Raw genomic sequence first — 23,517 nt, 5'->3', positions numbered from 1 at the left:
CTGGCCCACAACATCAGCCGCCTGCTGGCCGCAAAGCGGCTTTCGCGCGTCTACTGGCTGGTCGCCCCCGAAGGCGTCTTTGCAGCCCCGGGAAATCAATTCCCGGCAACCCTCTGAGAGCCTGTGGAGAAATCGGCTCGGGCGCCCGGGCCGGGCTCAGGCGTCGGGGCCGCGCAGGCGTCGGGGCCGCGCAGGCCGGGCAGGCCGGGCAGGCCGGGCAGGCCGTCGAGGCTCCGCGCGTTCTTCTCGGCCTGGTAGGCGCGGATGCCCTCGGGGCCCTTGCGGCGCGTCCAGGCGGCGAGCTGCTCGCGCTCGCCCTGGTAGGCCATCCGGGGCACGCCGTAGCCGCAGGTGTCCGCGATGCGCTCGCAGGCGACGCGGATCACCGCGCGCACGCCCTCGTGGGGCCCGAAGCGGGCGCGCAGGGCGTCGAAGCCCGGGTCACCGGGCTCGACGACGCTGCCGCGCCCGTGCAGGCGTACGACCCGGGGCGGCCCCTCGAAGGCGCAGAGCATCAGCACCACGCGGCCGTTCTCGCGCAGGTGCGCGATCGTCTCGACGCCACTGCCGGTGAGATCGAGCCACGCCACCTCGCGCGGGCCGAGCAGCGCCAGGCCCGCGACCCCGCGCGGCGAGCAGTTGACGTGGCCCGCGCCGGAGAGCGGCGCCGTCGCGACGAAGAAGAGCGGCTGCGCGCGGATCCACTCCGCGAGCCGCTCGTCGATCGCGTCGTACTCCCGTCCCATCGTGCCTCCCCGGCGGCGTGGAGCGGACGATGCCGGCGGGAGGCGGAGCGTAGCTGCGCGCGACGGAAACGCCGCCGGCGATCGGGAGCGCAGCGGCGCGGGCGCAGGCGCCGGGCTCCAGCCCTCGCCGGCGCGGCTCGTGCGCGTGCTCAGCGGGCGGGGTCGCTCTCGGCGAGCGCGCGCAGCGCGGCCGCCACGGCCTCCTTGCGCTCGAGCAGGAGGGCGCGCGCCGGGCGGCCCGCGCCGAAGAGGAGCGCGCCGAGCGTCGCGGCGTCGGTTGCGAGGCGGACGGCGACGAGCCGCGGCGCGTGGCGGCGCAGCAGCGTCTCGGCCCGGCGGTAGAAGCGCTCGGCGCCGTCGTCGCTGAGCAGCAGCAGGCGCGAGACGCGCGCGCGCTGGGGCGCGCCGCCGGCGCGCGCGGCCTCGCGCAGGCCCTTCTCCTCGGCGGCGAGCGCCTGCTCGGCGCCCTCGAGCCCGCGCACGAGCTCGCCCGCGCGCTGGGCCTGGCGCAGCACGGCTTCGACGGGTGCGGCGAGCGGCATCCGCGGCACCCGGATCGCGCCCTCGCGCCAGAGCGGTCGCCCGCTCGCGAGGAGCGCCGCGACCCGCTCGGCAAGGGCGGCGTCCGCCTCGATCGCGCGCGGCAGCGGGATGCACGGTGCGGCCTGGTTCCCCGGGTGCGAGCGCGGGTGGCGCGGAGGCTTCAGGACCGCATCCTGGCGCCCGGGTGTGTCGTCTCGTGGACCCGTGACGCGGAGGCCTCGGCGCAATTCCGACACCAGGGGCGACCCTTCCGCGTGTCGGAGATCATCTCGCGAGTGCCGCATCGTCGCCGGCCAGCAGCCGCTGCTGCTCCGCGACCGGGAGCTGCTGGAAGCGCTGCCAGCGCGCGCGCGCCGCGACCTGCTCCGCGGGAGTCATCGCGCGCCAGCGCGCGAGGTTCGCGCGCAGCGCGTCGCGCGCGGCGGGGGTCATCGCGCGGACGCGCGGGAGCTGCGCGGTCGCCTCACGCCGCGCTTCGGGGGCGGAAGCGGGAGCGGGGGCGAGCGCGTTCGCGCGGGCGCCCGGCGCCGGCGGGTCGGTCATCCGGGCGAGCACGGGGAGCTGCTCGACGAGCGCGAGGTCGCCGGGCGCGGCCGCCGCGAGCTCGTCGAGCGCGCGGGCGAGAGCGATCGGGTCGTCGGCCGGGGGGGGCGGCGGAGGGGCCGCATCGGCGGCGAGCCCGCCACCCGACGCGCCCACCGGGGCGCCGGTGGCGGCATCCGCAAGGGACTCGGCGACGCCCGGGTCCGCGGAGGAGCCCGCGTGGCCCGGCGTGCGCGCAGCGCGCTCGGCGACCTGCAGGGTCGGCGCCTCGGCGGGAGCCTGCACCCGCTCGGAGCGCGCAGGGGCAGCCGCCTGTGCCGAAGGCGTGGGTGCGGAAGGCGTGGGTGCGGAAGGCGTGGGCACGGAAGGCGTGGACGCCGAGGGCGCGGGCACCGGAGGCGCCGGCTTCGAAGCGCGCCGCGGCGCCTCCGCGCTGCTCTGCTCGGCGAGCTCCAGCTCCGTCGTCGAGAGCAGGCTCTCGAGGAGCGGCGGCGCTACGAGCGCGCCGGCGAGCGCAGCGGCTGCCGCCGTGGCGAGCGCGGCGGGCAGCCAGCGCCGGCGCGGCGCCGGTGCGTGCGGCGCCGGCGCGGGGGCGGCGCTCGTGGTGATCGCGGCGGCGGTGGCAGCGGTGGTGGCGGTGGGAGCCGGGCCCCGATCGCCCGTGCGTGCGGACGGCGGTGCGAGCTGCACGCGCTCGGCTGCGAGCCGCTCGCGCAGGCGCGAGAGGCGATCCGCCTCGGATGCGCTCGGCGCGGCCGCGGCGATCGCCCGCAAGCGCTCGTCTACCGCGCGCAGCTCCCGGGTGCGGGCCGAGCAGCGCTCGCAGCCCTCGACGTGATCGCGCACGCGGGAGGCTGTGCCGGCGTCGAGCTCACCGTCGAGCCAGGCCGAGAGATCCTCGCCGTACGGTGCGCAGCGGGCCGGGACGTCCTGCTCGCTCATGTCGCGCCTCGCAGCCGGCGGCCCGGCTCGCGGTCGGGAGCGCCAGCGCCAGGATCCGCGCGCCGCAACGCACGCACGTGGTCGGCAAGAGCGGTGCGCGCGCGGTGGACCAGCGCCTTCACGGAGCGTTCGGTGGTCTCGAGGAGCGCCGCCACCTCGGCGTAGGAGAGGCCCTCGACGGCCGCCAGCCAGAGCGCCGCACGCTGGCGCTCGGGCAGCCGGTCGAGCGCCTGCTCGACGAGCGCGCCGGTGCGGCGCGCTTCGACGACGGCGTCGGCGGCGGGCGCGCCGGATGCCAGCGGCAGCGGGGCCATCTCCTCGTCGCCCTCCAACGGCTCGTGCGGATTGCGGTGGCGCGGCCGGCGCAGCTCGTTCCACGCGAGCCGCGTCGCGATCGTGAACAGCCAGGTCGAGAAGCGCGCGTCCGGCTCGTAGCGCTCGCGCGCGCGGTAGACGCGCAGGAACACCTCCTGGGCCAGCTCCTCGGCGAGCGCGGGCTCGCGCACCAGTCGTTCCAGGTAGCGGAGCAGCGGTGCCGACCAGCGGGCGAAGAGCGCGTCGAACGCGGCTCCGTCGCCTGCGCGCAGGGCCAGCATCAGCCGGACGTCTTCGTCCACCGCCTGCACCGCCGCTCCCTGCACCTCCGTCGAACCCGGACCCGGGCGGCGGGTTCCGCGGCCGTCTACCCGGGAAGTCCCCGCAGGAACCCGAGCAGCTCCCGGTTCACCGCCTCGGGCTCCTCGATGGTGACGACGTGGCCCGCGCCCGGGATCACGACCTGGGTCGCCTTCGGGAGCCGCGCGGCCATGACCTCGGCGGCGCGCCGGAAGGCCTCGTCCTGCTCGCCGACCAGCACCAGGGCCGGCACCTGGATGCCGGGCAGCTCGTCGATGCAGCCGGGCGCCAGGCCCGAGATGCGCCGCCCGAACCAGGCGACCCCGGCGACCGACTGGCGGGCGATCGCGGCGGCGGCGGTGCGGGCGGCCGGCAGCTCGCGGCGGCGGCCCACGGCGGTGTCGGCGCCGCGGCTCGCGAGGAAGCCCTCGAAGCCCTTCTCGAGGAGGATGCGCGCGGTCTTCTCGGTCTGGGCGAGCCAGCGCTCCTGGGCCTCGGGGTTCTTGAAGCCGGGGCCCGTGTCGAGGAGTGCCAGCGCGCGCACGCGGCCGGGATGGCGCAGCGCGAAGTGGAGCGAGGCGAGCCCGCCGAACGAGAAGCCGGCCAGCACGGCACGCCGGCCCGGAGCGCGCGCGTCGAGGACGTCGGCCATGTCGTCGAGGACCCGGTCGAGCGAGTAGGCCGCCGGATCGTCCGGCGCGTCGGACTCCCCGTGCCCGCGGTAGTCCCAGAGCAGGACCCGGAAGCCCGCCGCGACGAGCGGCTCCACCTGGGGCCGGAAGTTCTCGCGGGTCGTCGCATAGCCGCACGAGAACAGGACCGGCGGCCCCTCCCCGTGAGCCTCCGTCGCGAGCCGGAGTCCGTCGCGCGTCCTCACCATCCCCCCGCAGCCTAGCGCGGGGACAGTCCCGGCGATTCGGCGATTCCGGTCATCGAACCGTTCGCGTCTGCGGTGCAGGAATCGCCGAATCGCCGGGACTGTCCCCGTCAGAGGGAGAGGCGGCGCTTGAGGGCTTTGGCCATCTGGTCGAGCTGGTCCTGCATCGGGCCTCGGATCGTGAACTCGGGGACGAGCGTCTTGGTGCGGCCTTCCAGGGTGATGCGCACGCGGGTCCTGTCCTTGCGCTCGCTCAGCGTGACGGTACCGCGCAGCTCGCGCCACACCCGGCCGTCACAGACCTTCTCGAAACGCACGTCCCCATCGGGTGCGAAGTCGAAGTGGAAGGTCGCGGTGCCCTCGCGGCCGAGTGCGGTGTAGTGGCTCTCGATCGTCTTGCGGCTCGCCTGGCGCTCGACGATCTCGGTCTCGGTGTCGGGAAACAGCTCGCACAGGACCGCGTCGTCGGCGAGCAGGGCGGCGGCCTCGGCGCGCGGCCGCACGACGTCGAACTCCTTCTCCATCTTCACGGGCGCCCTCCCCTATTGGATCTCGACCCAGACCGGCGGAACGAGCAGCGCCCCGCCCTCGGCGAGCGCTCCGAGCCAGGCACCGAGCCGCCCGCGCAGCGCCGCCGGCAGCTCCGCGGCGCCGAGCGGCGCGGCCGCCCGGGCCGCCTGCGCCGCCGACAGCCGGAACGCCTCGCCGAGCTGCTCGGCGAGCGGCCGCGGCGGCGGGTAGACGGCCAGCGCCACGTCCGCGTCGGGTTCGATGCCGAGCCGTTCCTTCGCCACCTGCACCGCCGCGCGCAGCCCGCCCATCCGGTCGACGAGCCCGCGCTCGCTCGCCTGCTCGCCGGTCCACACGCGCCCCTGCGCCACGGCGTCGATCGCGGCCCGCTCCGCTCCGCGCCCTTCGGCAACGCGCTCGAGGAACAGCCCGTACACCTCCTGCACCTCCCGATCGAGCCATGCCGCGGTGTCCTCCGACAGCCGCGGCGCCGAGAGGTTCAGCTCGGCGTGGGGCGCGCGCTGCATCGTCGCCGCGTGGACGCCGAAGCGCTCGTAGAGGCCACCGAGCGCCGGGCGCACGGCGAACACGCCGATCGAGCCGGTGATCGTGCCCGGGTGCGCCACGATCGCGTCGGCCCCCGAGCTCAGGTAGTAGCCGCCCGAGGCGGCGTAGTCCGAGAACGACGCCACCACCGGCTTCTTCTCGCGCGCCTTGCGCACCGCACGCCAGATCAGCTCGGAGGGGTAGGAGCCGCCGCCGGGGCTGTCGACGCGCAGCACGATCGCCTTCACGGCGTCGTCGGCAGCCGCCTTCTCGAGCGCCTCCACGATCGTGCGCGACGCGGCCACCGGCTGCCCCGTGCGCGTCGTGCGCCCCTCGCCGGCCGTCACGGCACCACTCGCGTACACGAGCGCGAAGGTCGCGACCGGGTCGAAGCCGAGCGACGCGGGGTCGATCGCCGCGTAGTCCTCACCCTTCACGATCGCGGGATTGCCGAGCCGGCCGATCAGCTCCGGAAGCGTCGCCACCCCGTCGATCAGCCGGCTCGACACGAGCGCCTCCGGGTCCGACGAGGCCTCCGCGAGCGCCTTGCGCACGGCCGCCTCGTCGAGCCCACGCGCCTCGGCGATCCCGGCCGCGAACTGGCCGTCGACCGAGTCGAGCAGGGACTCCGCCTGCTCGCGGTACGGCCCGCTCATCTCGCGACCCGCGATCTGCTCGGCCGCGCCCTTGTACCTGCCGGCCTTGCCGACCGCCATCGAGATCCCGAAGTGGTCCCACAGCCCGCCCAGGAACAGGTGCTCCTCGGCGAGCCCGATGAGCGGCGGGCCACTGCCGGGCTGGAGGTGCACCTGCTGGGCCGCGCTCGCCACGTAGTACTCGAGGTTCGCCCCGAAGCCGCCCACCCCGAGCAGCGCCACCGGGTGGCGCCCGGCGTCCGTCAGGTCGCGGATCGCGTCGCGCAGCTCCTGCGCCTTGCCCCAGCCGATCTGGAGGTCGCCGACGTCGAGCACCACGTGCGCGATGCGCTCGTCGCGCTGCGCCTTGCGCAGCTCCGAGAGCAGGCCGACGAAGGAACGCTGCTCGAAGCCGAGCACCTGCGCGAAGAGCGGCGCGTCGGGCGCCTCCAGGTACTCACCCTCGAGGCGCAGCACCAGGGCGCTGCCCGGCGCGACCCCCGGCTGCTGGATCCACCGCACCAGCCAGCCGACGGCGAGCAACACCACGATCGCGACCAGGGTCCAGCGAAGCGTCCGCATCCCCGTCCTCCGTGCATTCCTTCGTGCGTACTACGATGCAGCCCGGTCGCTATGCTGCGGCCCGTGGCGCGCGACGTCTACATCGCCGCGGTCGGCCTGACCAAGGTCGACCTCACCGGCCGGATCTTCGCCTCGGCCTTCGACCTGTTCGCGGAAGCCTACCAGCGGGCGATCGAAGAGTCCCCCGTCCGCAGCTTCGAGGCGGTCCAGATCGGGATCATGGACAACGAGGAGTTCGAGAACCGCGCCAACCTGGCCGCCAAGGTGGCCGACCGGCTCGGGCTCACCGGGATCCCCGCCATCCGCTCGGAGACGGCCTCCTCCACCGGCGCCGCCGCCCTCCACGAGGCCTACTACAAGATCGCGTCGGGCCAGTGCGAGAACGTGCTGGTGCTGGCCGGCGAGCGCATGAAGAACGTCACGACCGAAGTCGCCACCGCGATCATGTCGAAGACGATCGACCCGGTGGAGCGCAACTTCGGCTTCACGATGCCGGCCCTGATCGCGCTCGTGACCCAGGCCTGGCTCGCCGAGCGGCGCGTGCGCGGCAAGGCCGTGCCGGACCTGCTCGCCCGGCTGATGGTGCGCGCCCACCGGCTCGGCGCCGAGAACCCGCTGGCCGCCTTCCACGGCCGGCCCGAGCCGCTCGAGGCCTACTTCGACGCCGCCAAGAACCTGCCGGTCGCGACGCCGCTGATGCGCAAGGACTGCTCGCCGATCTGCGACGGTGCGGCGTGCGTGATCCTGACCTCGCGCCCCCAGGCGGTGCGGATCGCGGGCCTCGGCTCCGCCACCGAGACCAGCTCGATCCTGGACCGCAAGCACCTCTCGGGCATGGACGCCACGCGCGCCGCCGCCCGGGTCGCCTACTGGCGCGCGGGCATCGCGCGCCCGCGCGAGATCGAGGGCCTCTACGTCGAGTGCCACGACGCCTTCAACAGCCTGCTCCCGATCAGCCTGACGGACCTCGGCCTGGTCGAGCCGGGCGAGGCGATCGAGGCGGTGGTGGGCAGCCTGCGGGCGGAGCCCGGCGATCCCCTCGAGCACCCGGTGACGGGGCTGCGCGGGCGGCTCCCCGTGAACTTCTCGGGTGGGCTCAAGGCGCGCGGCCACCCGGTCGGGGGCACCGGCCTGTTCCAGATCGCCGAGTGCCATCTCCAGCTCGCGGGGCGCTTCCCGAACCCCCGCGCGCAGCTCGCGAACGCGAGGGTGGGCGTCGCGCACTCGATCGGGGGCCCCGGCAACAACGTCTACGTGACCGTCCTCGAGCGCGCCGACGCGAAGCGCCCGCGCGAGGCCGCCCTGCGCCCGCAGCTCTCGTTCCGCTCGGCGGGCCCCGTGCGGCTCTCCGACGAGCGCGAGCGGGTGCCGGCGGGCCGCGCCGTCCTCGAGGCCTTCACGAGCATCCACGTGACGAGCGGCGACCAGCCGGGCCCCGTGCACGTCGGGCTCGTGCGCATCGCCGGCCACCGCGCCTTCGCGAAGCTCGACCACCCGCCCGGGGAGGGCGAGCCGGCCGAGTCGGTGCTCGCCGGCCAGCGCGTGCGGCTCCTGCTCAAGGACGACGGCGACCAGTACTTCCAGCTCCCGAAGGGCCGGGGCTTCGACCTGGCCGGCATGGTCGAGCGCGTGCGCACGCGCATGGGACTCAGCCGAGCCGCGGGGCTGGCGGGATCCGCGACCCCGATGGTCCCTGCGGCGAGCCCGGAGCTCGCGACCGACGAGGCGGAGCCGGCCGGAACCGAGGGCGACGAGCCCTTCGAGAGCGGGGCTCCCTAGCCTTCCCTAGCCCGGATCGACGGCGTGCGCGCGCAGCCACCCGATCGTGTCGCGCAGGGTCTCGTCGGCGGGGCGGGCGCGGTAGCCGAGGTCGCCCTCGGCATGGAGCGAGCGCAGGCCCCAGTAGTGGGCCGCCATCTCGACCACGACCGGATCCGGGAGCAGATGCGGGGGCCGGCCGAGCAGGCGCGTGCCGCCCGCCTCGACGAGCGTCGCGAGCGCGATCGCCACGGGATAGGGGAGCTTCCAGGGCGGCCCCGGGACGCCGGAGAGCTGCTCGATGCGCGCGAAGAACTCCTCGATGCCCCAGGCGTGCCCCGGCAGGTGGTAGACCGGCTGCGGCTCCGGGTGCTCGAGGGCCGCCACCAGCGCCGCCCCGACGTCGCGCACGTCGGCAAAGGCGATGCCGCCGCGGATCACGAAGGGCTGCTTGCGGCGGATCGCCTTCCACACGTTGCTCGTCGAGCGCAGCCGGTGGTCGCCCGGGCCGAGCAGCACGGGGGGGCGCAGGAAGCAGAGCTCCACCCCGAGCTCGTCGGCGAGCGCGCGCGCGCGCCGCTCCATCTCGATCTTCGAGACGTAGTAGGGCCAGCGCGCGACGGTGCGCTCGCAGAAGGGCGCCTTCTCGTCGGCGGCCTCGTCGGGCCCGGCGAAGCAGCCGACCGTGCCGCTCGTCGAGACCACCAGGAGCCGGCAGCGCCGGGCCGCCGCGAGCCGCACCATCGCGAGGGTGCCCTCGACGTTGGTCCGGCGCATGTCCTCGGGCCGGTGGCGGCTGTGCCGCACGACCGCCGCCAGGTGCGCGATCCCGCCGAGCGCCGGGAGCGCCGCCGACCAGGCCTCGACGTCGTCGAGCGTGCCGGGGACGGGCTCGACGGGCCCGAGCGCCTCCGTCCAGCCGGCGCTCCGCCACTCTCCGGCGTCGCGCACCAGCGCGAGCGCCGGGTGCGGCGCCGATCGCGCGGCGTTCGCCTCGAGCAGGTGCCGTCCGACGAAGCCCGAGGCGCCCGTCACCAGCCAGGGTCGCACGCGAGGCCCTCCTCGTTCTCGTCGAGTCCGGATCCGCTACAGGCGGCTGCGTAGCCCGCGAGATCCGCAGTCCTCGGGCCGGGGGCCCAGGGCCCCGCGCCCGGCGTGCGGACCAGCATCCCACGCGCGGCGAGGTCGTCGTAGGCCGCCTCGACGTCCGGCAGGTAGGCACCCGGAAGCGTCCGTGCGAGCGCGGCCGGATCGGGCAGCGCGGCGCCCGACGCCCGCGCCGAAGCCGCGAGCGCACCCGCGGCGGCCGCGTAGTCGGCCCGCACCGGGTCGAAGAGCGCGCGCACGAGCGCCCGCACGCGCGGATCCGCGAGCTCCTGCTCCGGGTCGCACGCGGCGCGCGGCGGCGCCCAGGCGTTCGCGCGCAGGTGGTGCTCGACGGCGGGGTTGCCCGCGAAGGCGAGCGCCGCCTCGGGGTAGAAGAACGGCGCCAGGTGCTCGCGCAGGCCCCGCTCGACGAGCGCCGCCACGGGCGTGCGCCGCTCCGGCGTCGCGAGCACGCGCCCGCCGCGGCGCGCGATCGCGCCCGTGAGCCAGGCCAGGTCGGCGCCCGCCGGCGCGGCGGCAGCGAGGAAGGCGCGCAGCTGGTGCGAAGTGACGACGAGCGCCGCCTGCTGCTCGCCGACGATCCGGCGGCTCGCCTCGTAGACGTCGGTCGTGAGGTCGAGCGCGAGCGGGCCGCCGCAGGCCAGGTGGGCGCGCCCGAGCTCGATCTCGCCGCGCGCGAGCCGCACCGTCCAGCCGAGGAGGTCGCGCAGCCGCATCGGGGGCTTCGGCGCCCCGGACAGCTCGGCCGCGAAGCTCGCCTCCTCGGGCAGGTGGTCGTAGCTGATCGCGACCGGCAGCAGCCAGCAGCGCTGGCCGGTGGCCTGGAGGCTGCGCAGGAGGCCGCGGCGCGGCGGCAGGAAGCGCCGCGAGCGGCTGCGCTGGCCCTCGACGAAGAACTCGAGCACGCGCCCTTCGTGCACGAGCCGGTGCACCGCCTGGGTGAGGCGCTTGTCCTCGCGGCCGACGCCGCGCTCGAGGTAGAAGGCGTGCATGTGCTCGAAGAGCCGGCCGAGCAGGGGGATGCGCTGGAAGTCGGAGGCCGCCGCCACGTGCGGGATCGCGATCCCGAGGTCCGGGCGCGCAAAGCACAGGTACGACACCAGCACGAAGTCGAGGTAGCTGCGGTGCGAGGGCACGACGACGAGCAGCGCACCGGGCGGGGCCGCGGCGACCGCCTCGCGGAACGACGCCTCGTCGACCGTGACCCGCTCGTGCGCGCGCGCGAGCGCCGCGTCCACCGCGAAGGCCGCGAGCCGCAGGACCGGGTTGCCGTGCGGCTGGCGCAGCACCCAGGCGGCGCGCCCGCCGTCGCGCCGGTGGGCGCGCCCGGCGATCGTCACCTCGCGCTCGTCGCCCCCGAGCAGGTGGCGCCAGACGCCGGCGCACACGGTGTCGAGGTAGGCGCCGGGCTCGAAGGCGGGATCCGCGATCGGGACCGAGCTCTCGAAGCGGAAGGTCGAGTGGGTGAAGTAGGCGAAGCGCCGGCTCGTCTCGGCGAGCGCCTCGGGCCAGGGGGCGCCCCGCGCGGGGCGCCGGTGATGGAGATGGTGCGCGAGCCGCCAGCGCCAGCCGGCGGGGCCCAGGTGCCGCACGCGCGCCGCGGGCGCCGCCGGCAGCGGGTGCCGCTCGTAGAACGAGCCCACCCGCTCGCGACACAGCTCGAGCGTCGGGCTGCGCGCGAAGCCCGCCACCGCGTGCCGGATCGGCGGCTCCGCGGCGCCGGCCGCCGCACGCGCCGTGCCGTCGAAGGCGGCGCCGACGACGCGCTCGGCCACCACGTCGACCGGCACCAGGTCGAGCCGCGCCTCGGGCCGGGCGAGCACGACCTTCATGCGACCGCTCCCGATCCCGACCGCGAAGAGCGCGAAGGCCGCCGCGCTGTCGATCCAGCCCGGGAAGGGCCGCCGCCAGCTCGCCGCGATGATGCTCGGGCGCACGAGGACGAGCGGCAGCGCGCCGCGGCGCCGGGCCAGCAGGTGCTCGGCCAGGCACTTCGTGAGCGTGTAGGTGTTGGGGTGGCCGGTCTCCGCGAGCAGCGCGGCCTCCGCCTCGGGCGCGGCGTAGCGGCCCGCGCGGATCGCCGCGAAGAGCGTCTCCGGGTCCCACGGCAGCGGCGCAAGCTGCTCGGCGACCGGCACGCCCGCGCCCGGATGCGGCGTCACGTAGGCGGTCGAGACGCTGACGAGCGCCGCGAGCCGCGGGCACGCGCGCGCGAGCTCGAGCACCTGGAGCGCGCTCGCGGCGTTCGCCGAGGCGGCGCGCGTGACCGGCAGGTGGAACTCGACCGACGCGGCGCAGTGGACGACGTGGGTGAGGCGCCCGGCGAGGGCCGCCCGCGCCTCGGGCGCGAGGCCGGCGCCCTCGCGCTCGCAGTCGCCGTCGACGGGCACGACGGCCTGCGCCGAGCCCGCGGGCAGGGCGGCGAGGCAGGGCGACGCGAGCACCTCCTCGCGCAGCCGCTGCCCGGCCCCGGCGCCGTTGCGGGGCCGGAGCAGGACGTGCACGCGCGCGATCCCGAGCTCCTCGCGCCGGCGCAGGAGCTCGTGGAGCACCACCTTGCCCAGGAACCCGCTCGCGCCGGTCAGCAGGACCTCGTGGTCAGGGATGGCGGTCTCCTCCGAAGAGCTGGTTGCCCGCGCCGAAGACGTTCCGGGGGTCCACCGCGCGCTTCACCTCGCGCGCGAAGGCGAGCTGGCCCGGCGACGCGATCCGGCCCAGGAAGGGCTGGCGGATCTTCCCGATCCCGTGGTGGTGCGAGAGCGAGCCGCCCCGCGCCAGCACCTCGTCGCGCGCGGCGTGCTCGATCTCGGCGTAGATCTCGCTCGGGTTGCCGGGCACGCCCTTGAAGTAGAACGCGAAGTAGAAGTAGACGCACACGCCGGTCGGGTAGAGCTGGGTCACCCGGCAGGTGACGAAGGGCTTGCCGGGCAGCCGGCGCGCCGCGTGCTCGGCGCGGATGCGCTCCTTCACCGCCTCGCACAGCTCGAGGGCGCGGCTCCACGGGACGGAGGTCTCGAAGCTCTCGGCGATCAGGTAGTGGTTCAGGATCCAGTCGCGCAGGTAGGCGATCCCGAAGGTGAGCTGGTAGCCGCGCTCCCCGTTGGCGGCGCCGCCGGCGAGCCCGCCGTGGCGCTTCGCGATCGCGTAGCTGCGCTTCTCCTGCGCGGCCACCTCCGCGCGCGTGCCCTCGAAGACCATCGTGCAGGCCGTCATGCGCTCGACGTCGAAGCCCTTCAGCTTCGTGACGAAGAGCTTCTCCGCCTGCGAGACGAGCCGCCCGAGTCCCTCCTTGCGCGGCTTCAGCATCTGGGAGAGCTGGAACTGGAGGTTGTCGACGAGCCGCACGCTGGCCGGCACGTCGCCCGCCTGCTGGAGCTCGTAGAGGAAGTCGACGCCGCGCGGGAAGTCGGGGAACACGATCGAGCCGTAGACCTGCCGCTCGGGCAGCGGGAAGACCTTCACCACCGCCCGCGTCACGATCCCGAGGCAGCCCTCGGAGCCGAGCACGAAGCGGCGCGCGTCGGCGCTGCCGATCGACTCGCGCGGGTGCACCGACGGCCGCTCGAGCACCCCCTGCGCGGTCACCACGCGCACGTCGAGCACGAGGTCCTCGATGTTGCCGTAGCGGTTCTTCTTCATGCCCGAGGCGTGGGTCGCGATCCAGCCGCCGAGGGTCGAGAACTCCACGCTGTCGGGCTCGTGTCCCATCGTGAAGCCGTGCGCGGCGAGGCCCGCGGCGATCTCGCGCCCGACCGCACCCGCCTCGATGCAGGCCATCCGGTCGACCGGGTCGATCCACAGGATCCGGTTCATGCGCCGCAGGTCGACCGACACGATCGTGCGCGCCTCGTCGGCGCGACAGCGCAGCGCGTCGGTGACGTTGGTGCCGCCGCCGTAGGGGATCAGCACCACGTCGTGGCGCAGGGCCGCCTCGACCAGACGCTCGACCTGCGCGTCCTCGGCCGGGTACACGACCAGGTCCGGCACCCGCTCGAGCGCGCCGTACTTGACCGCGTACATCTCCTCCTGCGTGTGGCCGTGCCCGTGGCGCAGGCGCAGCTCGGGGTCCTCGCTCGCCTGGTCGTCGGCGAAGCTCTTGCGGAGCTCGTCGAGGAAGGCCTGGTTCCGGCGCGGCGGGGGGATCGCGGGCGGGTAGTGGGGCCGGTTCAGGTCGTCGGGGCGCACGTCCGGATGGATCTGGCGCTGCGTCCAGCCGAGCAGCTCGGGCAGCTCCTGGCCCGAGAGCGCGTAGCGGCTCCCGGTGAGCACCACGACCCCGTCCGCGCGCGCGACGAAGCGGGTGTCGCGGAAGCCCCAGACGTCGAGCGACTCCTCGTCGGCGGGATCACGGGCCGGCGGATCGGGCACGATGCGGCGCGCCTGCGGGTCGAACGCCATGGGACCCCCCTCGTGGCCTGCCCCATTGTGGCGCAACGAGGCGCCGGCGCCCGTCAAAAGCGCGTGAAAATGCGCCCCGAGCGCAGCGTGCGCCCCGACCACCCGATCGGGGCGCACGCCGGAGGATCCGCGGGGCGGCGCGGCGCCCCGGTGCGGGCGCTAGAACACGATCACGCCGCGCGCGTTCACGCCCGCCACCAGGTCGTCGAAGGCCTGCTGGGCCTGGTCGATCGAGTAGGTGGCGGTGACCAGCTCGTCGAGCTTGAGGCGGCCGTGCTTGTAGAGGTCGAGCAGGCGCGGGAAGTCGACGGCCGGGCGCGCCGAGCCGTACATCGAGCCGACCAGGACCTTCTCCTGGAAGGGCATCATGAACGCGCCGAGCGTCACGGTCTCGGTCGGCTTCGACACGCCGACCACCACCGCGGTGCCGCCCTTCTGGATGCAGTTGTAGGCCTGGGTGATCGTCGCCCCGAGGCCGATGCACTCGAAGGCGTAGTCCGCGCCGCCGCCGGTCAGCACCATGATCTTGCCGACCGGGTCGCCGTCGGTGCTCGGGTTGATCGTGTCGGTGGCGCCGAACTGGCGGGCGTACTCGAGCTTCTTGTCCGACATGTCGACGGCGATGATCCGCGAGGCGCCGGCGATCGCGCAGCCCTGGATCGTGTTCAGGCCGACGCCGCCCGCTCCGAACACCACGCACACGCTGCCCGGCTCGACCTTCACGGTGTTGAGCGCCGCACCGACACCGGTCATCACCGCGCAGCCCACGATCGCAGCCTTGTCCATCCCCACCGAGGGGTCGATCTTGATCACGTTGTCGCGGTGCAGTGTCGCGTACTCGGCCATCACGCCGGTCCCGGCCATGTGGTTGAGCGGCTTGCCGTCCTTGTCCTTGAAGCGGTGCGTGCCGTCGGGGAGCGTCACGGTGGCCTTGGCCGACTGGTCGCAGAGCTGGGGCTTGCCCATCACGCAGTAGCGGCACTTCCCGCACATCGGGACCCACGACACGATGACGGTGTCGCCGACCGCGATGTCACCGACCCCCTCGCCCAGCTCGACGATCGTGCCCGCGGCCTCGTGCCCGAGGACCAGCGGCGGCGGCAGCGGGATCGTGCCGTTGGTGGCGGAGAGGTCGCTGTGGCAGACGCCGCAGGCGCCGACCTTGATCATCACCTCGCCGCGCTTCGGCGCCTCGACGGTGACGGTCTCGACGACCGGCGGCTTGTTCCACTCGCGGCAGACGACGGCCTTGGCCTGCTTCGCCATGAGCTCTCCTCTCGGGGGCCGGGCGCGCCCGGAAAGGGGGGAGCGCCGCGCGCTGGGGTTGCATCGTGGGTCGGCACGAGCCCGCGGCCCGTGCCGGAGACGGGCGGAGTCTAGGAGAGCGTCGACTCGCGTGTCAAAGCGGCGAGCGAGCCGGCGCGCGCCCGATCGTCGGCTACGAGATCGTCGGGTACGAGACACCTGGGGCGGGCTGGACGGCGGCGACGCCCTGGTCGATTTCGGCGGCGAGCTTCCCGAGGCCGAGGCGCGCGGCCGTGGCCCGCGCCTGCTCGGTGAGTGCGCGCGCCCGCCCGCCGTCGCCCCGGGCGGCGAGCTGCTGCGCGAGCTCCCAGCGGGTCCAGGCCCCGTAGAGCTCGGCGCCGATCGCCTGGTTGGCCACGAGCGCCGCCTCGAGGCAGGCCACGGCGTCGGGCGCGCGGCCTGCGGCAGCCGCCAGCAGGCCCAGGTAGCGCGCCATCGAACCTCGACACGTGATCGCGTAGATCCCGGCGACGCGGTCACGCCAGGGCGCGAGGCGCTCGTGGAGCGCGGCGGCGACGTCGCGCGCGCGCAGGTGCCGGCAGATCTCCGCGAGCCAGCTCGCGGTGTCGAGCAGGTTCGGGTCCTCGGCCAGCGCGGCGTAGTCGTCGGCGGCCAGCTCGGCGAGCAGACGCTGCGCGCCGGCCGGACGGCCGCCCTCGAGCTCGAAGAGCGCGATCGCGGCGCGGGCGGCGGGAACACGCGTCCGGAAGGGGTCGAGCGAGGGCGCATCGTGCACGAGCTCGGCGAGCTCGACCTGGCGGCCGCGCTCCCGCATCAGCAGGCTCGCCTGCATCAGGACGTAGGACTCGACGTTCGGAACCCCGCCGCGTTGCCGCCAGCGAGCACTCTCGGCGAGCCAGGACTCGGCGTCCTCGAAGCGGCCCTCCATCGTCGCGAGCAGCGCGCGCCAGCGCGAGGGATGGTCGAGATAGCGCCGGCAGCGCGTGGCCTGCGAGATCTCCTCGAGGCGCGTGACGTCGCGTTCGGCAGCCGCGCGGTCGCCCGCTTCCATCAGGTCGCCGGCGCGCCAGGCCAGCACCTGGCAGATCTGGACGTCGTTGTGACGGCGGTCTGCCTCGGCGAGGGCCTGGTCGGCGAGGCGCAGGCGCTCGGGCAGGTGGCGGGGCCCCGCCAGCGCGTGGTGCCGCGCGAGCAGCGCGCCGACCAGGTCCTGGGGACTCTCGATGCGGCGCGCGATCGCGATCGCCTCGTCCGCCAGCGCGAGCCGCTGCTCGCTCCGACCCTCGTACCAGAGCGCGGTCGCGAGCGCCGCGAGGCTGCGCCCGCGCAGCGCAACGTGCTCGGGCCCGAGCGCGGCGAGCACCTCCTGGAAGAGCGCGCGGGGCTCCGAGGAGTCGATGACCACGTAGTCGGCGAAGAGCAGGCCGGCCTCGGCGAGGAGATCCGGACGCCCGAGATCGCGGGCGAGCGCAGCGGCGCCGCGCGCCGTCTCCACGGCGCGCCCGACCTCACCGGCGTGCAGCTGGGCGCGCGCGAGTGCCAGGAGGACGGGACAGCGGTGGCCCCGGTGCGCACCATCGACGCGATCGAGCGCGGTGAGCGCCAGCTTGTACTGGCGCCTCGCCTCCTCGAAGGCGAGCGCCGCCTCCGCGCGCTCGGCCGCCGCCACGGCCGCCTCGAAGGCCGCGATGCCGACCTCCTCCGCGACTTCGCACAGGTGCCGGGCGGCGGTGGCGAGCCGGTCGCTGCGATCGCCCGAGGGCAGCGCCTGGGCGGCCTCGCCGACGCGGCGGTGCAGCAGGCGCCGGCGCGCTTCGGGCAAGCCGGCATAGATCGCCTCCTGCACCAGCGCGTGCCGGAAGCGGCGCGCCGGGCCCCAGCCGAGCTCCACGAGCCCGGCCTGCCGGCCGAGCACGAGCGCCTCGGTCAGGTCCGCGATGTCGAGGCCGCTCGCGCGGCCGAGGAGCGCCACCTCGAACTCGCGGCCGATCACGGCGGCCAGCTCGATCGTGTCCCGGCAGCGCAGCGGGAGCCGCTGGAGGCGGCCATGCAGGAGCTCGCACAGGCTCGGCGGCACGCTGCCGGCCCCGCCGCCCGCGGGCGCCTCGGCCAGGAAGCGCGCCAGCTCGGTCACGTAGAAGGGATTGCCGTCGGTGCGGGCGTGGATCCCGGCGAGCTCGGCGTCGCCCGGCTCGCGACCGGTCACCGCCTGCACGAGCGCGGCGGTGGCCTCCGCGTCGACCCCTTCGACCCGATGCCGCGCGAAGCCGGGCCCGCGCGCCAGCTCCGCCAGGGTCGCGGGAAGCGGATGCTCGGGATCCAGCGCACAGCTCCGGTAGGCGCCGGCGATCAGGATGCGCTCGCCGTGGATCTCGTCGGCCAGGTACTCGAGCAGGCGTAGCGAGGAGCGATCGGCACCCTGCAGGTCGTCGAGGATCAGCACGAGGGGTGCGCTCCGGGAGACGCGGCGCAGGAAGCCCGAGACGGCCTCGAAGAGGCGCAGCGCCGTGGTCTCGTCCTCGGGCGCGGTCGGCAAGGGGGCCTCGCCCGGGATCAGCCCGGGCACGAGCCGCGCGATCCACGGCAGCCCGTGCCCCATCTCCTCGGCGAGGCGCTCGGGCGGGCGTGCCTCGATCAGCGCCGCCAGGAGCTGGGACCACGGCCGATAGGCAGCCCCCGTACCCGCCTCGGGGAAGCGCGCCTGGCACACGATCGCGTGGGACGAGGGGGCGCCCTCCGAGAGCGCGGCCAGCAGGCGCGTCTTGCCGATCCCGGGCTCGCCCTCGAGCAGCACCAGCCGGCCGCAGCCGCTCGACGCCGCCGCGAGGGCGTCGCCGAGCTGCGCGAGCAGCACGCGACGCCCGACGAGGGGTATGGACCGGACGGGCTCGGGGCGCGCTTCGGGCGGCGGCGGCCCGCACGCAACGGGCGCGACGAAGCGGAAGCCGAGACCACGGGCGGTGCGGATGTAGCGCGGGAGCTGCGGGTCGTCGGCGAGGGCGCGGCGCAGGTCGCGCAGCGTGGACGCAAGCGTGGCATCGCTCACCGCGACGTGGGGCCAGATCTCGGCGAGCGCCTCCTCGCGCGACACCATGCGGTCGCGCCGGCTCACGAGCAGCGCGAGGAGCGCGAGCGGCTTCGGCGCGATCGCGACGAGGTCGCCGCCGCGGCGCAGCTCCTGGCGGGCGGCGTCGAGCTCGAACTCGCCGAAGCGGTAGCTACCAGGGCTCTCCAGGGGAAGCGACACGACGATCCCTCTCGATCAGCAGCCCCTGACCGGTCGCTTCCATTCCGATTTGCACCGAAGGGGATGTATCACGTCGCCCGGCCGATGGGAAGGCCGGGCAGCGGGCGACCGCTCGTGCGGGCTCGCCGGACCCGTCCGAGGGAGCCGCTCGCGCAGCGGCCGTCCCGCCGGGGCGGCTCCCTCGGATGGGTGGGCGGAGCGCCCCTCCCTGGTGGGGGCTCCACCCCACCGCACGTCCCTGGAGCGCGAGTGTCGCTATGGACGCTGCAGCGCACGTGCGGCGGATCACTCACTCTAGAGCAGAAAAGGGCGGACGAATCTGGGGTTTTCCGGGGAATCCCGTTCTGTCACCAGGGATCTGGACCTGATCCGGGCGGTGGGGAGGGCGGCCGGGGTGCTCTGCGAGCACGGCCGCCGGCGATCAAGGGGAAGCGGCAAGCTGCTCGTCGAGCAGCGCAGCGAGGCGCACGCCCGCCTGCTGGAGGCGGCGCTCGATGACCCCGATCGCCGCGGCGGACGCCTCCGGGCCGAAGGCCGTCCCGGAGCGCACCCCGAAGGCGTGGCGGCGCGCCAGCGCGAGGGACTCGTCGGCCCAGGCGCGCGGATCGCGCGCGGCCGCCCAGGTGCGCCGCTCCTTGGCAGGGATCGCCTGCTCGAGGTCGGCCGCGTAGCGTCGCCAGCGCAGGCCCGCGCGGGCCAGGTGCAGGCGCAGGAAGCCCGAGTCCCAGGCGGCGTGGAGCTGGGTGCGCTCGCCGCCCAGCCGGACGCGCACGGTCGCGCCCCCGCTGCCGTCGGGGTGGCTCACGTGGAGCGGCTGGTGGACGTCGCCGACGAAGTGCGCGACGAGCCGGAGCGCGTCGACCCGCTCCGCGTGCGGGCGGGCGGGGTCGCCGAGCACGTCCGCGTACTCGAGGATGGCCCCGACGACGCAGCGGCAGCCGCGGCCTTCCTCCACCCGGCGTGCATCCGGGGAGACGTCCACGTAGTGCAGCGGCGCGAGCCATGCGTAGCCGTCCTGCTCGCGGGCGAAGGTGTCGGCCCAGGTGGCGGCCTCGGCGAGTGTGTCGTAACGGCCGCGCGGGAGGAGCGCGCGCACGGAGCGCCTGGTCTCCGGGCGCAGCTCGCGCCAGGCGATCTCACCGACGATGCGATGGCCGTTGGGCCCCCAGCCGGCAGCGGGCGACGGCGACAGGACGGCCAGCAGCACGAGCGCGATGCGGAGGCCCACCGGGCCCGCGGGCTCGCACGCGCGCCAGCGCGAGCGAGCCCTGGAGACGGAGGCCTGCGCGAAGACGCTCAGCACCCCTCGCAGGGGCGCCCGGCCTCGCGCCACCCGATCATGTCGCCCTCGAGATGGCGCACGCCCCGGAAGCCTGCTTCGCGCAGGGTCGCCTCCGCCTGCGCGGCGCGCCGCCCGCTCCGGCAGTAGACGACGATCTCGCGATCGAGGTCCTCGACGCCGAGCTCACCGGTGCGTCCGGCCAGCGTGTCGTAGGGGATGTTGATCGCCTGCGGGATGTGTCCCTCGGCGAACTCCTCGGGGGTGCGCACGTCGAGCAGCAACGGGGCGTCGCCGGCCGCGATGCGCTGCGCGAGATCCTCGCCCGAGACGGCGGGCGTGCCCGCGGCGCCGGAGCACGCCGACGCGAGCGCGAGCAACGACACGATCGCGAGTCGAAGCCGGTCGATCATGGAAGCCCCGGCCCTCCCGCCGCGCTCAGTAGCGGCTTCCGCCATAGGGCCGCCGATCGTAGCGGCTGCGCTCGAGCTCGCCGCCGAGCCAGCCGCCGAGCAACGCCCCGGTGAGCCCGCCGATCACGGCGTTGCGCCCCTCGCGGCTGTTGCTCCCGGCGCGGTGGCCGATCGCGGCTCCTGCGACGCCGCCGGCGAGACCGCCCAGCACCTGGCCCTGGCTCAACACCGGCCGCTCGTAGGGGCCGGTCACGCAACCCAGGGCCCCACCCGACGCGAGCAACGAGACGCCGAGCAACCCCCGTGTGAAGATCCGCACGCACGTACCCGGGAAGCCCTTCGCGGCCATGACCGAACCTCCGTGGCGGCGGCGACGGGGCCGCCGGAAGCTCGGACGGAGCCCCCTCGCCGGCGATTCGGCGTGCGCGGATGACGGCGTCGCAAGGTCGCAAGCGGAGCGAAACGGTCCTTGCCGCTTCAGAGGTCCTTGCGCAGGAAGAAGCGCTGGTGGCCTTCCGGGTAGTCGTCGAGCGTCGCGAACACCCGCCAGCCACGCTTCTCGTAGAAGGGGCGGGCCTGGTAGCTGAAGGTGTCGAGGTGGGCGCGGGTGCAGCCGCGCGCGCGCGCCGTGTCCTCGGCGGCCGCCAGCAGGAGCGCGCCGATCCCGCTCCCGCGCAGCTCCTCCGCCACCCAGACGAGCGAGACGTGCAGCCAGCTCCAGTTGACGCGCGCCACGACGCCGCCCACCAGGCGGCCCGTCCCGTCGCGGGCGAGCACGGCGAGCGGCTGGAAGCCCGGGCGCGTGACGAAGGCGCGGGCGTGGGCGGAGAGGCCCTGCTCGAGCGCGCGCACGTCGTCGAGGGTCGGCTCGGACGTGATGTCGATCGTGATCTCGTCGGCGCTGCCGGCCATCAGAAGCGGTCCGCCGGCCAGAGGACGAGGCGTTCGGGCGGCAGCACGCGTGCGAGCCAGGCGGCGTCGCTCTCGCCGGGGGTGCGGGGTCTTCCGGTGCGGCGGGCGAGCGCATCGGGGTCGAGCACGCGGAGCATCGCGTCGCGCGAGGAGAAGGTCTGGCGCACGACGCCGCGGCGCACGAGGGCACCCTCGAGCGCGGGATCGTGGAGGCACGGGGCGACCAGGAAGCGACGCAGGTCGGACGGCGGGGGGCAGGGGGGCGCGCTGGCGGACGGTGTGCGGCGAGGAGACCCGCTGGCGGGCGGCGCGCTGGCGGGCGGCGCGCTGGCGGACGGCGCGAGCGGGTCCGGATCGCGCGGGGCGAGCAAGGCGGCGACCAGATCCGCGAGCGCCTCGGCCGCGTCGGGCTCGGGACGGCGCGCGAGCTCGGTCGCGAGCAGCACGCCCTCGAGCGCCGCCGCGCGCGCGTACGCGGCGAGCGCGCCGTCGGAGGTGCGAGCCAGCAGGAAGTCCTCCTCGGGGTTGCCGGCGAACGCGAGCTGGGCCCGGAAGAAGGCGGCGTCGCGGACGCAGGTGCCCTCGAGCGCACCGCTGTGGGCGGTGTGCAGCGCGTAGGCAGCATCGAGGTCGCGGGCGGGATCGAAGCGGTCGACACGGCGGGCGGGATCGGGCCCCGTGTAGGCCTCGCCGCGCAGCCAGAGCCCGCGCTCGCGCGGCCAGAGCTGCCAGCCGAGCCGGCCGTAGAATCCGTGCCGGGTCGCGAAGAGGAGCGAGAGCTCGAGGCCGCGCGCCTGCATCTCGGCGATCGCGCGCTCGAGCAGTGCCGAGGCCACCCCGCTACCACGCACTTCGGGGTGGGTGAAGACGCTGCCGATGCCGCCCAGCGGTACCTGCGCGAAGCCGTTGCGCGGAGGGCCCTCGCCGGGGCGCACCCGCAACGCGCGCGGGAAGATCTGCACGCAGCCGACGAGCCGGCCAGCCCGTTCGGCCACCACGACGTTGCGCGGCTCGAAGCTCGGATCCGCGTCGAGATAGCGGCGGAAGAAGTCGCCCGGGCGTCCCGGCCAGCCCGGCACCACCCAGCCGTCGAGCAGCGCGACGAGCGCCTCGCGCTCCTCGCCGCGCAGCAGCCGGATCGTGTCGGGGGCCGTCATGGGCGCGGCTATACTGCCGCCGATGTCGGAGGCGCGCACCCTCTACAAGACCGGGATCGAGCACTTCGCGAGCGGCCGCATCGCCGAGGCGGTGGGTGCCTACCGCCAGGCCCTCGCCTTGAACGAGCGCCTGGCGATGGCCTGGAACGGACTCGCGATGGCCCTCGCCAAGCAGGGCGACCTCGACGGGGCCATCGACGCCGCCCGCCGCTACGTCGCCCTCGACCCCGACGAGCCGCTCGCCCACACCAGCCTCTCGATGCTCTACCAGCAGAAGGGCATGATCCCCGAGGCGGAGCACGAAAAGGCGCTCTCGATGCAGCTCCGGCGAGGTTAGCTCGGGGACAGTCCCGGCGATTCGGCGGGGACAGACCCGGCGATTCGGCGATTCCCGCACTGCCTGCGCGAATCGCCCGATGACCGGAATCGCCGAATCGCCGGGTCTGTCCCCAGGCTAGTCGGGACTGTCTCCGCCGACGCTGCGGTGGCGGCGTTCGAGCTCGCGGTAGAGGACGGGGAGCACGATCAGGGTGAGCGCCGTCGAGGACAGGACGCCACCGATCACGACGGTGGCGAGCGGCCGCTGCACCTCGGCGCCGGCGCCGGTCGAGAGCGCCATCGGCACGAAGCCGAGCGAGGCGACGAGCGCCGTCATGAGCACGGGGCGCAGGCGGGTGAGCGCGCCCTCGCGCAGCGCGGCCTCGAGCTCCCACCCCTCGCGGCGCAGCTCGTTCACGAACGAGAGCATCACGACGCCGTTCAGGACCGCGACACCCGAGAGCGCGATGAAGCCGACGCCCGCCGAGATCGAGAGCGGGATGCCGCGCAGCCAGAGCAGCAGCACGCCACCCGTCCAGGCCAGGGGCACGCCGCTGAAGACGAGCAGCGCCTGGCGGACCGTCCCGAAGAGCCCCGCCAGGATCGCGAAGATCAGCGCGAGCGCGAGCGGGACCACGACGCGCAGGCGCCGCGTCGCGGACTCGAGCTGCTCGAACTGCCCGCCCCAGCTCGTCCAGTAGCCCGCCGGAAGCTCGACACCGGCGCGGATCGCCGCCTCGGCCTCCGCCACGAACGAGCCGATGTCCCGGTCCCTCACGTTGGCCGTCACCACGACCCGCCGCTTGCCGTTCTCCCGGCTCACCTGGTTCGGGCCGGTCCCGAGCTCGAGGTCCGCGACCGCGCCGAGCGGCACGAAGGCGCGCGCCGCCGTCGCGCTGCCGATCCCCCGCTGGAGCCCTCCGGCCTCCCGCTGCGCGGCCGCGGGCAGCGCGATCGGAAGGCGCTCGATCGCGCGCGGGTCGCTGCGCAGCGCCTCGGGCAGGCGCACGACCAGGTCGAAGCGCCGGTCGCCCTCGAAGACCTGCCCCGCCACCTCGCCGCCGATCGCGATGCGCGCCACCTCCTGCACCTCGTCGAGCGAGAGGCCGAAGCGCGCCAGCGC

General features: G+C 75.3%; 19 protein-coding genes and 1 pseudogene. 2 read left to right on the top strand and 18 right to left on the bottom strand.

All coding sequences use genetic code 11. The features are described from left to right. Positions 1 to 206: 206 nt before the first annotated feature. From OZ948_18915 to sppA, 7 genes and pseudogenes are all read right to left on the bottom strand, one after another. A pseudogene (locus OZ948_18915) lies at positions 207 to 746 on the bottom strand (pyridoxamine 5'-phosphate oxidase family protein). 149 nt (positions 747 to 895) lie between these two features. Next, entirely contained in the window at positions 896 to 1,525 is a 630-nt protein-coding gene (locus OZ948_18910; GenBank protein MEB2346796.1) for a hypothetical protein, read from the bottom strand. A gap of 28 nt (positions 1,526 to 1,553) precedes the next feature. After that, positions 1,554 to 2,774 (bottom strand): DUF3106 domain-containing protein, encoded by a 1,221-nt coding sequence (locus OZ948_18905; GenBank protein MEB2346795.1) that lies wholly within the window; start codon positions 2,772 to 2,774, stop codon positions 1,554 to 1,556. After that, a complete protein-coding gene (locus OZ948_18900; GenBank protein MEB2346794.1) occupies positions 2,771 to 3,391 on the bottom strand; it encodes a sigma-70 family RNA polymerase sigma factor in 621 nt (206 codons plus the stop codon). Before OZ948_18900 ends, OZ948_18905 begins: the two co-directional genes overlap by 4 nt. Before the next feature lie 65 nt (positions 3,392 to 3,456). Next, entirely contained in the window at positions 3,457 to 4,269 is an 813-nt protein-coding gene (locus OZ948_18895; protein ID MEB2346793.1) for an alpha/beta hydrolase, read from the bottom strand. 107 nt (positions 4,270 to 4,376) lie between these two features. Beyond that, entirely contained in the window at positions 4,377 to 4,796 is a 420-nt protein-coding gene (locus tag OZ948_18890; protein MEB2346792.1) for a hypothetical protein, read from the bottom strand. 12 nt (positions 4,797 to 4,808) lie between these two features. After that, entirely contained in the window at positions 4,809 to 6,539 is a 1,731-nt protein-coding gene (gene sppA / locus OZ948_18885) for a signal peptide peptidase SppA (protein ID MEB2346791.1), read from the bottom strand. 63 nt (positions 6,540 to 6,602) lie between these two features. Here sppA and OZ948_18880 point away from each other — a divergent pair, with 63 nt between their 5' ends. Beyond that, on the top strand, positions 6,603 to 8,318 hold the full coding sequence (locus OZ948_18880; GenBank protein MEB2346790.1) for a beta-ketoacyl synthase N-terminal-like domain-containing protein: 1,716 nt from the start codon (positions 6,603 to 6,605) through the stop codon (positions 8,316 to 8,318). A gap of 6 nt (positions 8,319 to 8,324) precedes the next feature. Here the strand turns inward: OZ948_18880 and OZ948_18875 are convergent, their stop codons facing one another. The 10 genes from OZ948_18875 to OZ948_18830 all read right to left on the bottom strand — a co-directional run bounded on the left by OZ948_18875 (position 8,325) and on the right by OZ948_18830 (position 22,076). Next, positions 8,325 to 9,347, bottom strand: coding sequence for an NAD-dependent epimerase/dehydratase family protein (locus OZ948_18875; protein MEB2346789.1), 1,023 nt, complete (start codon positions 9,345 to 9,347; stop codon positions 8,325 to 8,327). Next, positions 9,329 to 11,989: an SDR family oxidoreductase gene (locus OZ948_18870; protein ID MEB2346788.1), complete on the bottom strand. Its 2,661-nt coding sequence runs from the start codon at positions 11,987 to 11,989 to the stop codon at positions 9,329 to 9,331. The genes OZ948_18875 and OZ948_18870 overlap by 19 nt, the downstream gene beginning before the upstream one ends. Before the next feature lie 13 nt (positions 11,990 to 12,002). After that, entirely contained in the window at positions 12,003 to 13,802 is a 1,800-nt protein-coding gene (locus OZ948_18865; protein ID MEB2346787.1) for an FAD-binding oxidoreductase, read from the bottom strand. 159 nt (positions 13,803 to 13,961) lie between these two features. After that, entirely contained in the window at positions 13,962 to 15,068 is a 1,107-nt protein-coding gene (locus OZ948_18860; protein MEB2346786.1) for a Zn-dependent alcohol dehydrogenase, read from the bottom strand. Positions 15,069 to 15,240: 172 nt separating this feature from the next. Next, complete coding sequence (locus OZ948_18855) at positions 15,241 to 18,315, bottom strand: AAA family ATPase (protein MEB2346785.1); 3,075 nt, start codon at positions 18,313 to 18,315, stop codon at positions 15,241 to 15,243. Between the two features lie 421 nt (positions 18,316 to 18,736). Then, positions 18,737 to 19,543, bottom strand: a complete 807-nt coding sequence (locus OZ948_18850) for a S1/P1 nuclease (GenBank protein MEB2346784.1) — start codon at positions 19,541 to 19,543, stop codon at positions 18,737 to 18,739. Between the two features lie 68 nt (positions 19,544 to 19,611). Then, on the bottom strand, positions 19,612 to 20,007 hold the full coding sequence (locus tag OZ948_18845) for a rhodanese-like domain-containing protein (GenBank protein MEB2346783.1): 396 nt from the start codon (positions 20,005 to 20,007) through the stop codon (positions 19,612 to 19,614). Between the two features lie 25 nt (positions 20,008 to 20,032). Then, positions 20,033 to 20,356 (bottom strand): hypothetical protein, encoded by a 324-nt coding sequence (locus OZ948_18840; protein ID MEB2346782.1) that lies wholly within the window; start codon positions 20,354 to 20,356, stop codon positions 20,033 to 20,035. Positions 20,357 to 20,484: 128 nt separating this feature from the next. Beyond that, the gene (locus tag OZ948_18835; protein MEB2346781.1) at positions 20,485 to 20,919 is read right to left on the bottom strand and encodes a GNAT family N-acetyltransferase; all 435 of its coding nucleotides are present in this window, start codon (positions 20,917 to 20,919) and stop codon (positions 20,485 to 20,487) included. Beyond that, a complete protein-coding gene (locus OZ948_18830) occupies positions 20,919 to 22,076 on the bottom strand; it encodes a GNAT family N-acetyltransferase (GenBank protein MEB2346780.1) in 1,158 nt (385 codons plus the stop codon). The genes OZ948_18835 and OZ948_18830 overlap by 1 nt, the downstream gene beginning before the upstream one ends. 22 nt (positions 22,077 to 22,098) lie before the next feature. Here OZ948_18830 and OZ948_18825 point away from each other — a divergent pair, with 22 nt between their 5' ends. Next, on the top strand, positions 22,099 to 22,413 hold the full coding sequence (locus OZ948_18825; GenBank protein MEB2346779.1) for a tetratricopeptide repeat protein: 315 nt from the start codon (positions 22,099 to 22,101) through the stop codon (positions 22,411 to 22,413). A 117-nt stretch (positions 22,414 to 22,530) separates the two neighbouring features. On the opposite strand, the gene OZ948_18820 is transcribed toward OZ948_18825, so the two are convergent. Beyond that, positions 22,531 to 23,517: efflux RND transporter permease subunit (locus OZ948_18820; protein MEB2346778.1), on the bottom strand; the 987-nt coding region annotated here is incomplete at its 5' end.

The organism is Deltaproteobacteria bacterium (assembly GCA_035063765.1).
Lineage (GTDB): Bacteria > Myxococcota_A > UBA9160 > UBA9160 > PR03 > CAADGG01.
The sequence above is the reverse complement of the archived record's forward strand: the minus strand, read 5'-3'. Positions and strand labels throughout refer to the sequence as shown.

What these genes read in the sequence shown, in the direction of transcription:
- OZ948_18860 (MEB2346786.1), bottom strand. Translation starts at nt 15,068, where the DNA reads ATGGCGAAGCAGGCCAAGGCCGTCGTCTGCCGCGAGTGGAACAAGCCG.
- OZ948_18845 (MEB2346783.1), bottom strand. Translation starts at nt 20,007, where the DNA reads ATGATCGACCGGCTTCGACTCGCGATCGTGTCGTTGCTCGCGCTCGCG.
- sppA (MEB2346791.1), bottom strand. Translation starts at nt 6,539, where the DNA reads ATGCGGACGCTTCGCTGGACCCTGGTCGCGATCGTGGTGTTGCTCGCC.
- OZ948_18825 (MEB2346779.1), top strand. Translation starts at nt 22,099, where the DNA reads ATGTCGGAGGCGCGCACCCTCTACAAGACCGGGATCGAGCACTTCGCG.
- OZ948_18905 (MEB2346795.1), bottom strand. Translation starts at nt 2,774, where the DNA reads ATGAGCGAGCAGGACGTCCCGGCCCGCTGCGCACCGTACGGCGAGGAT.
- OZ948_18895 (MEB2346793.1), bottom strand. Translation starts at nt 4,269, where the DNA reads ATGGTGAGGACGCGCGACGGACTCCGGCTCGCGACGGAGGCTCACGGG.
- OZ948_18830 (MEB2346780.1), bottom strand. Translation starts at nt 22,076, where the DNA reads ATGACGGCCCCCGACACGATCCGGCTGCTGCGCGGCGAGGAGCGCGAG.
- OZ948_18840 (MEB2346782.1), bottom strand. Translation starts at nt 20,356, where the DNA reads ATGGCCGCGAAGGGCTTCCCGGGTACGTGCGTGCGGATCTTCACACGG.
- OZ948_18835 (MEB2346781.1), bottom strand. Translation starts at nt 20,919, where the DNA reads ATGGCCGGCAGCGCCGACGAGATCACGATCGACATCACGTCCGAGCCG.
- OZ948_18865 (MEB2346787.1), bottom strand. Translation starts at nt 13,802, where the DNA reads ATGGCGTTCGACCCGCAGGCGCGCCGCATCGTGCCCGATCCGCCGGCC.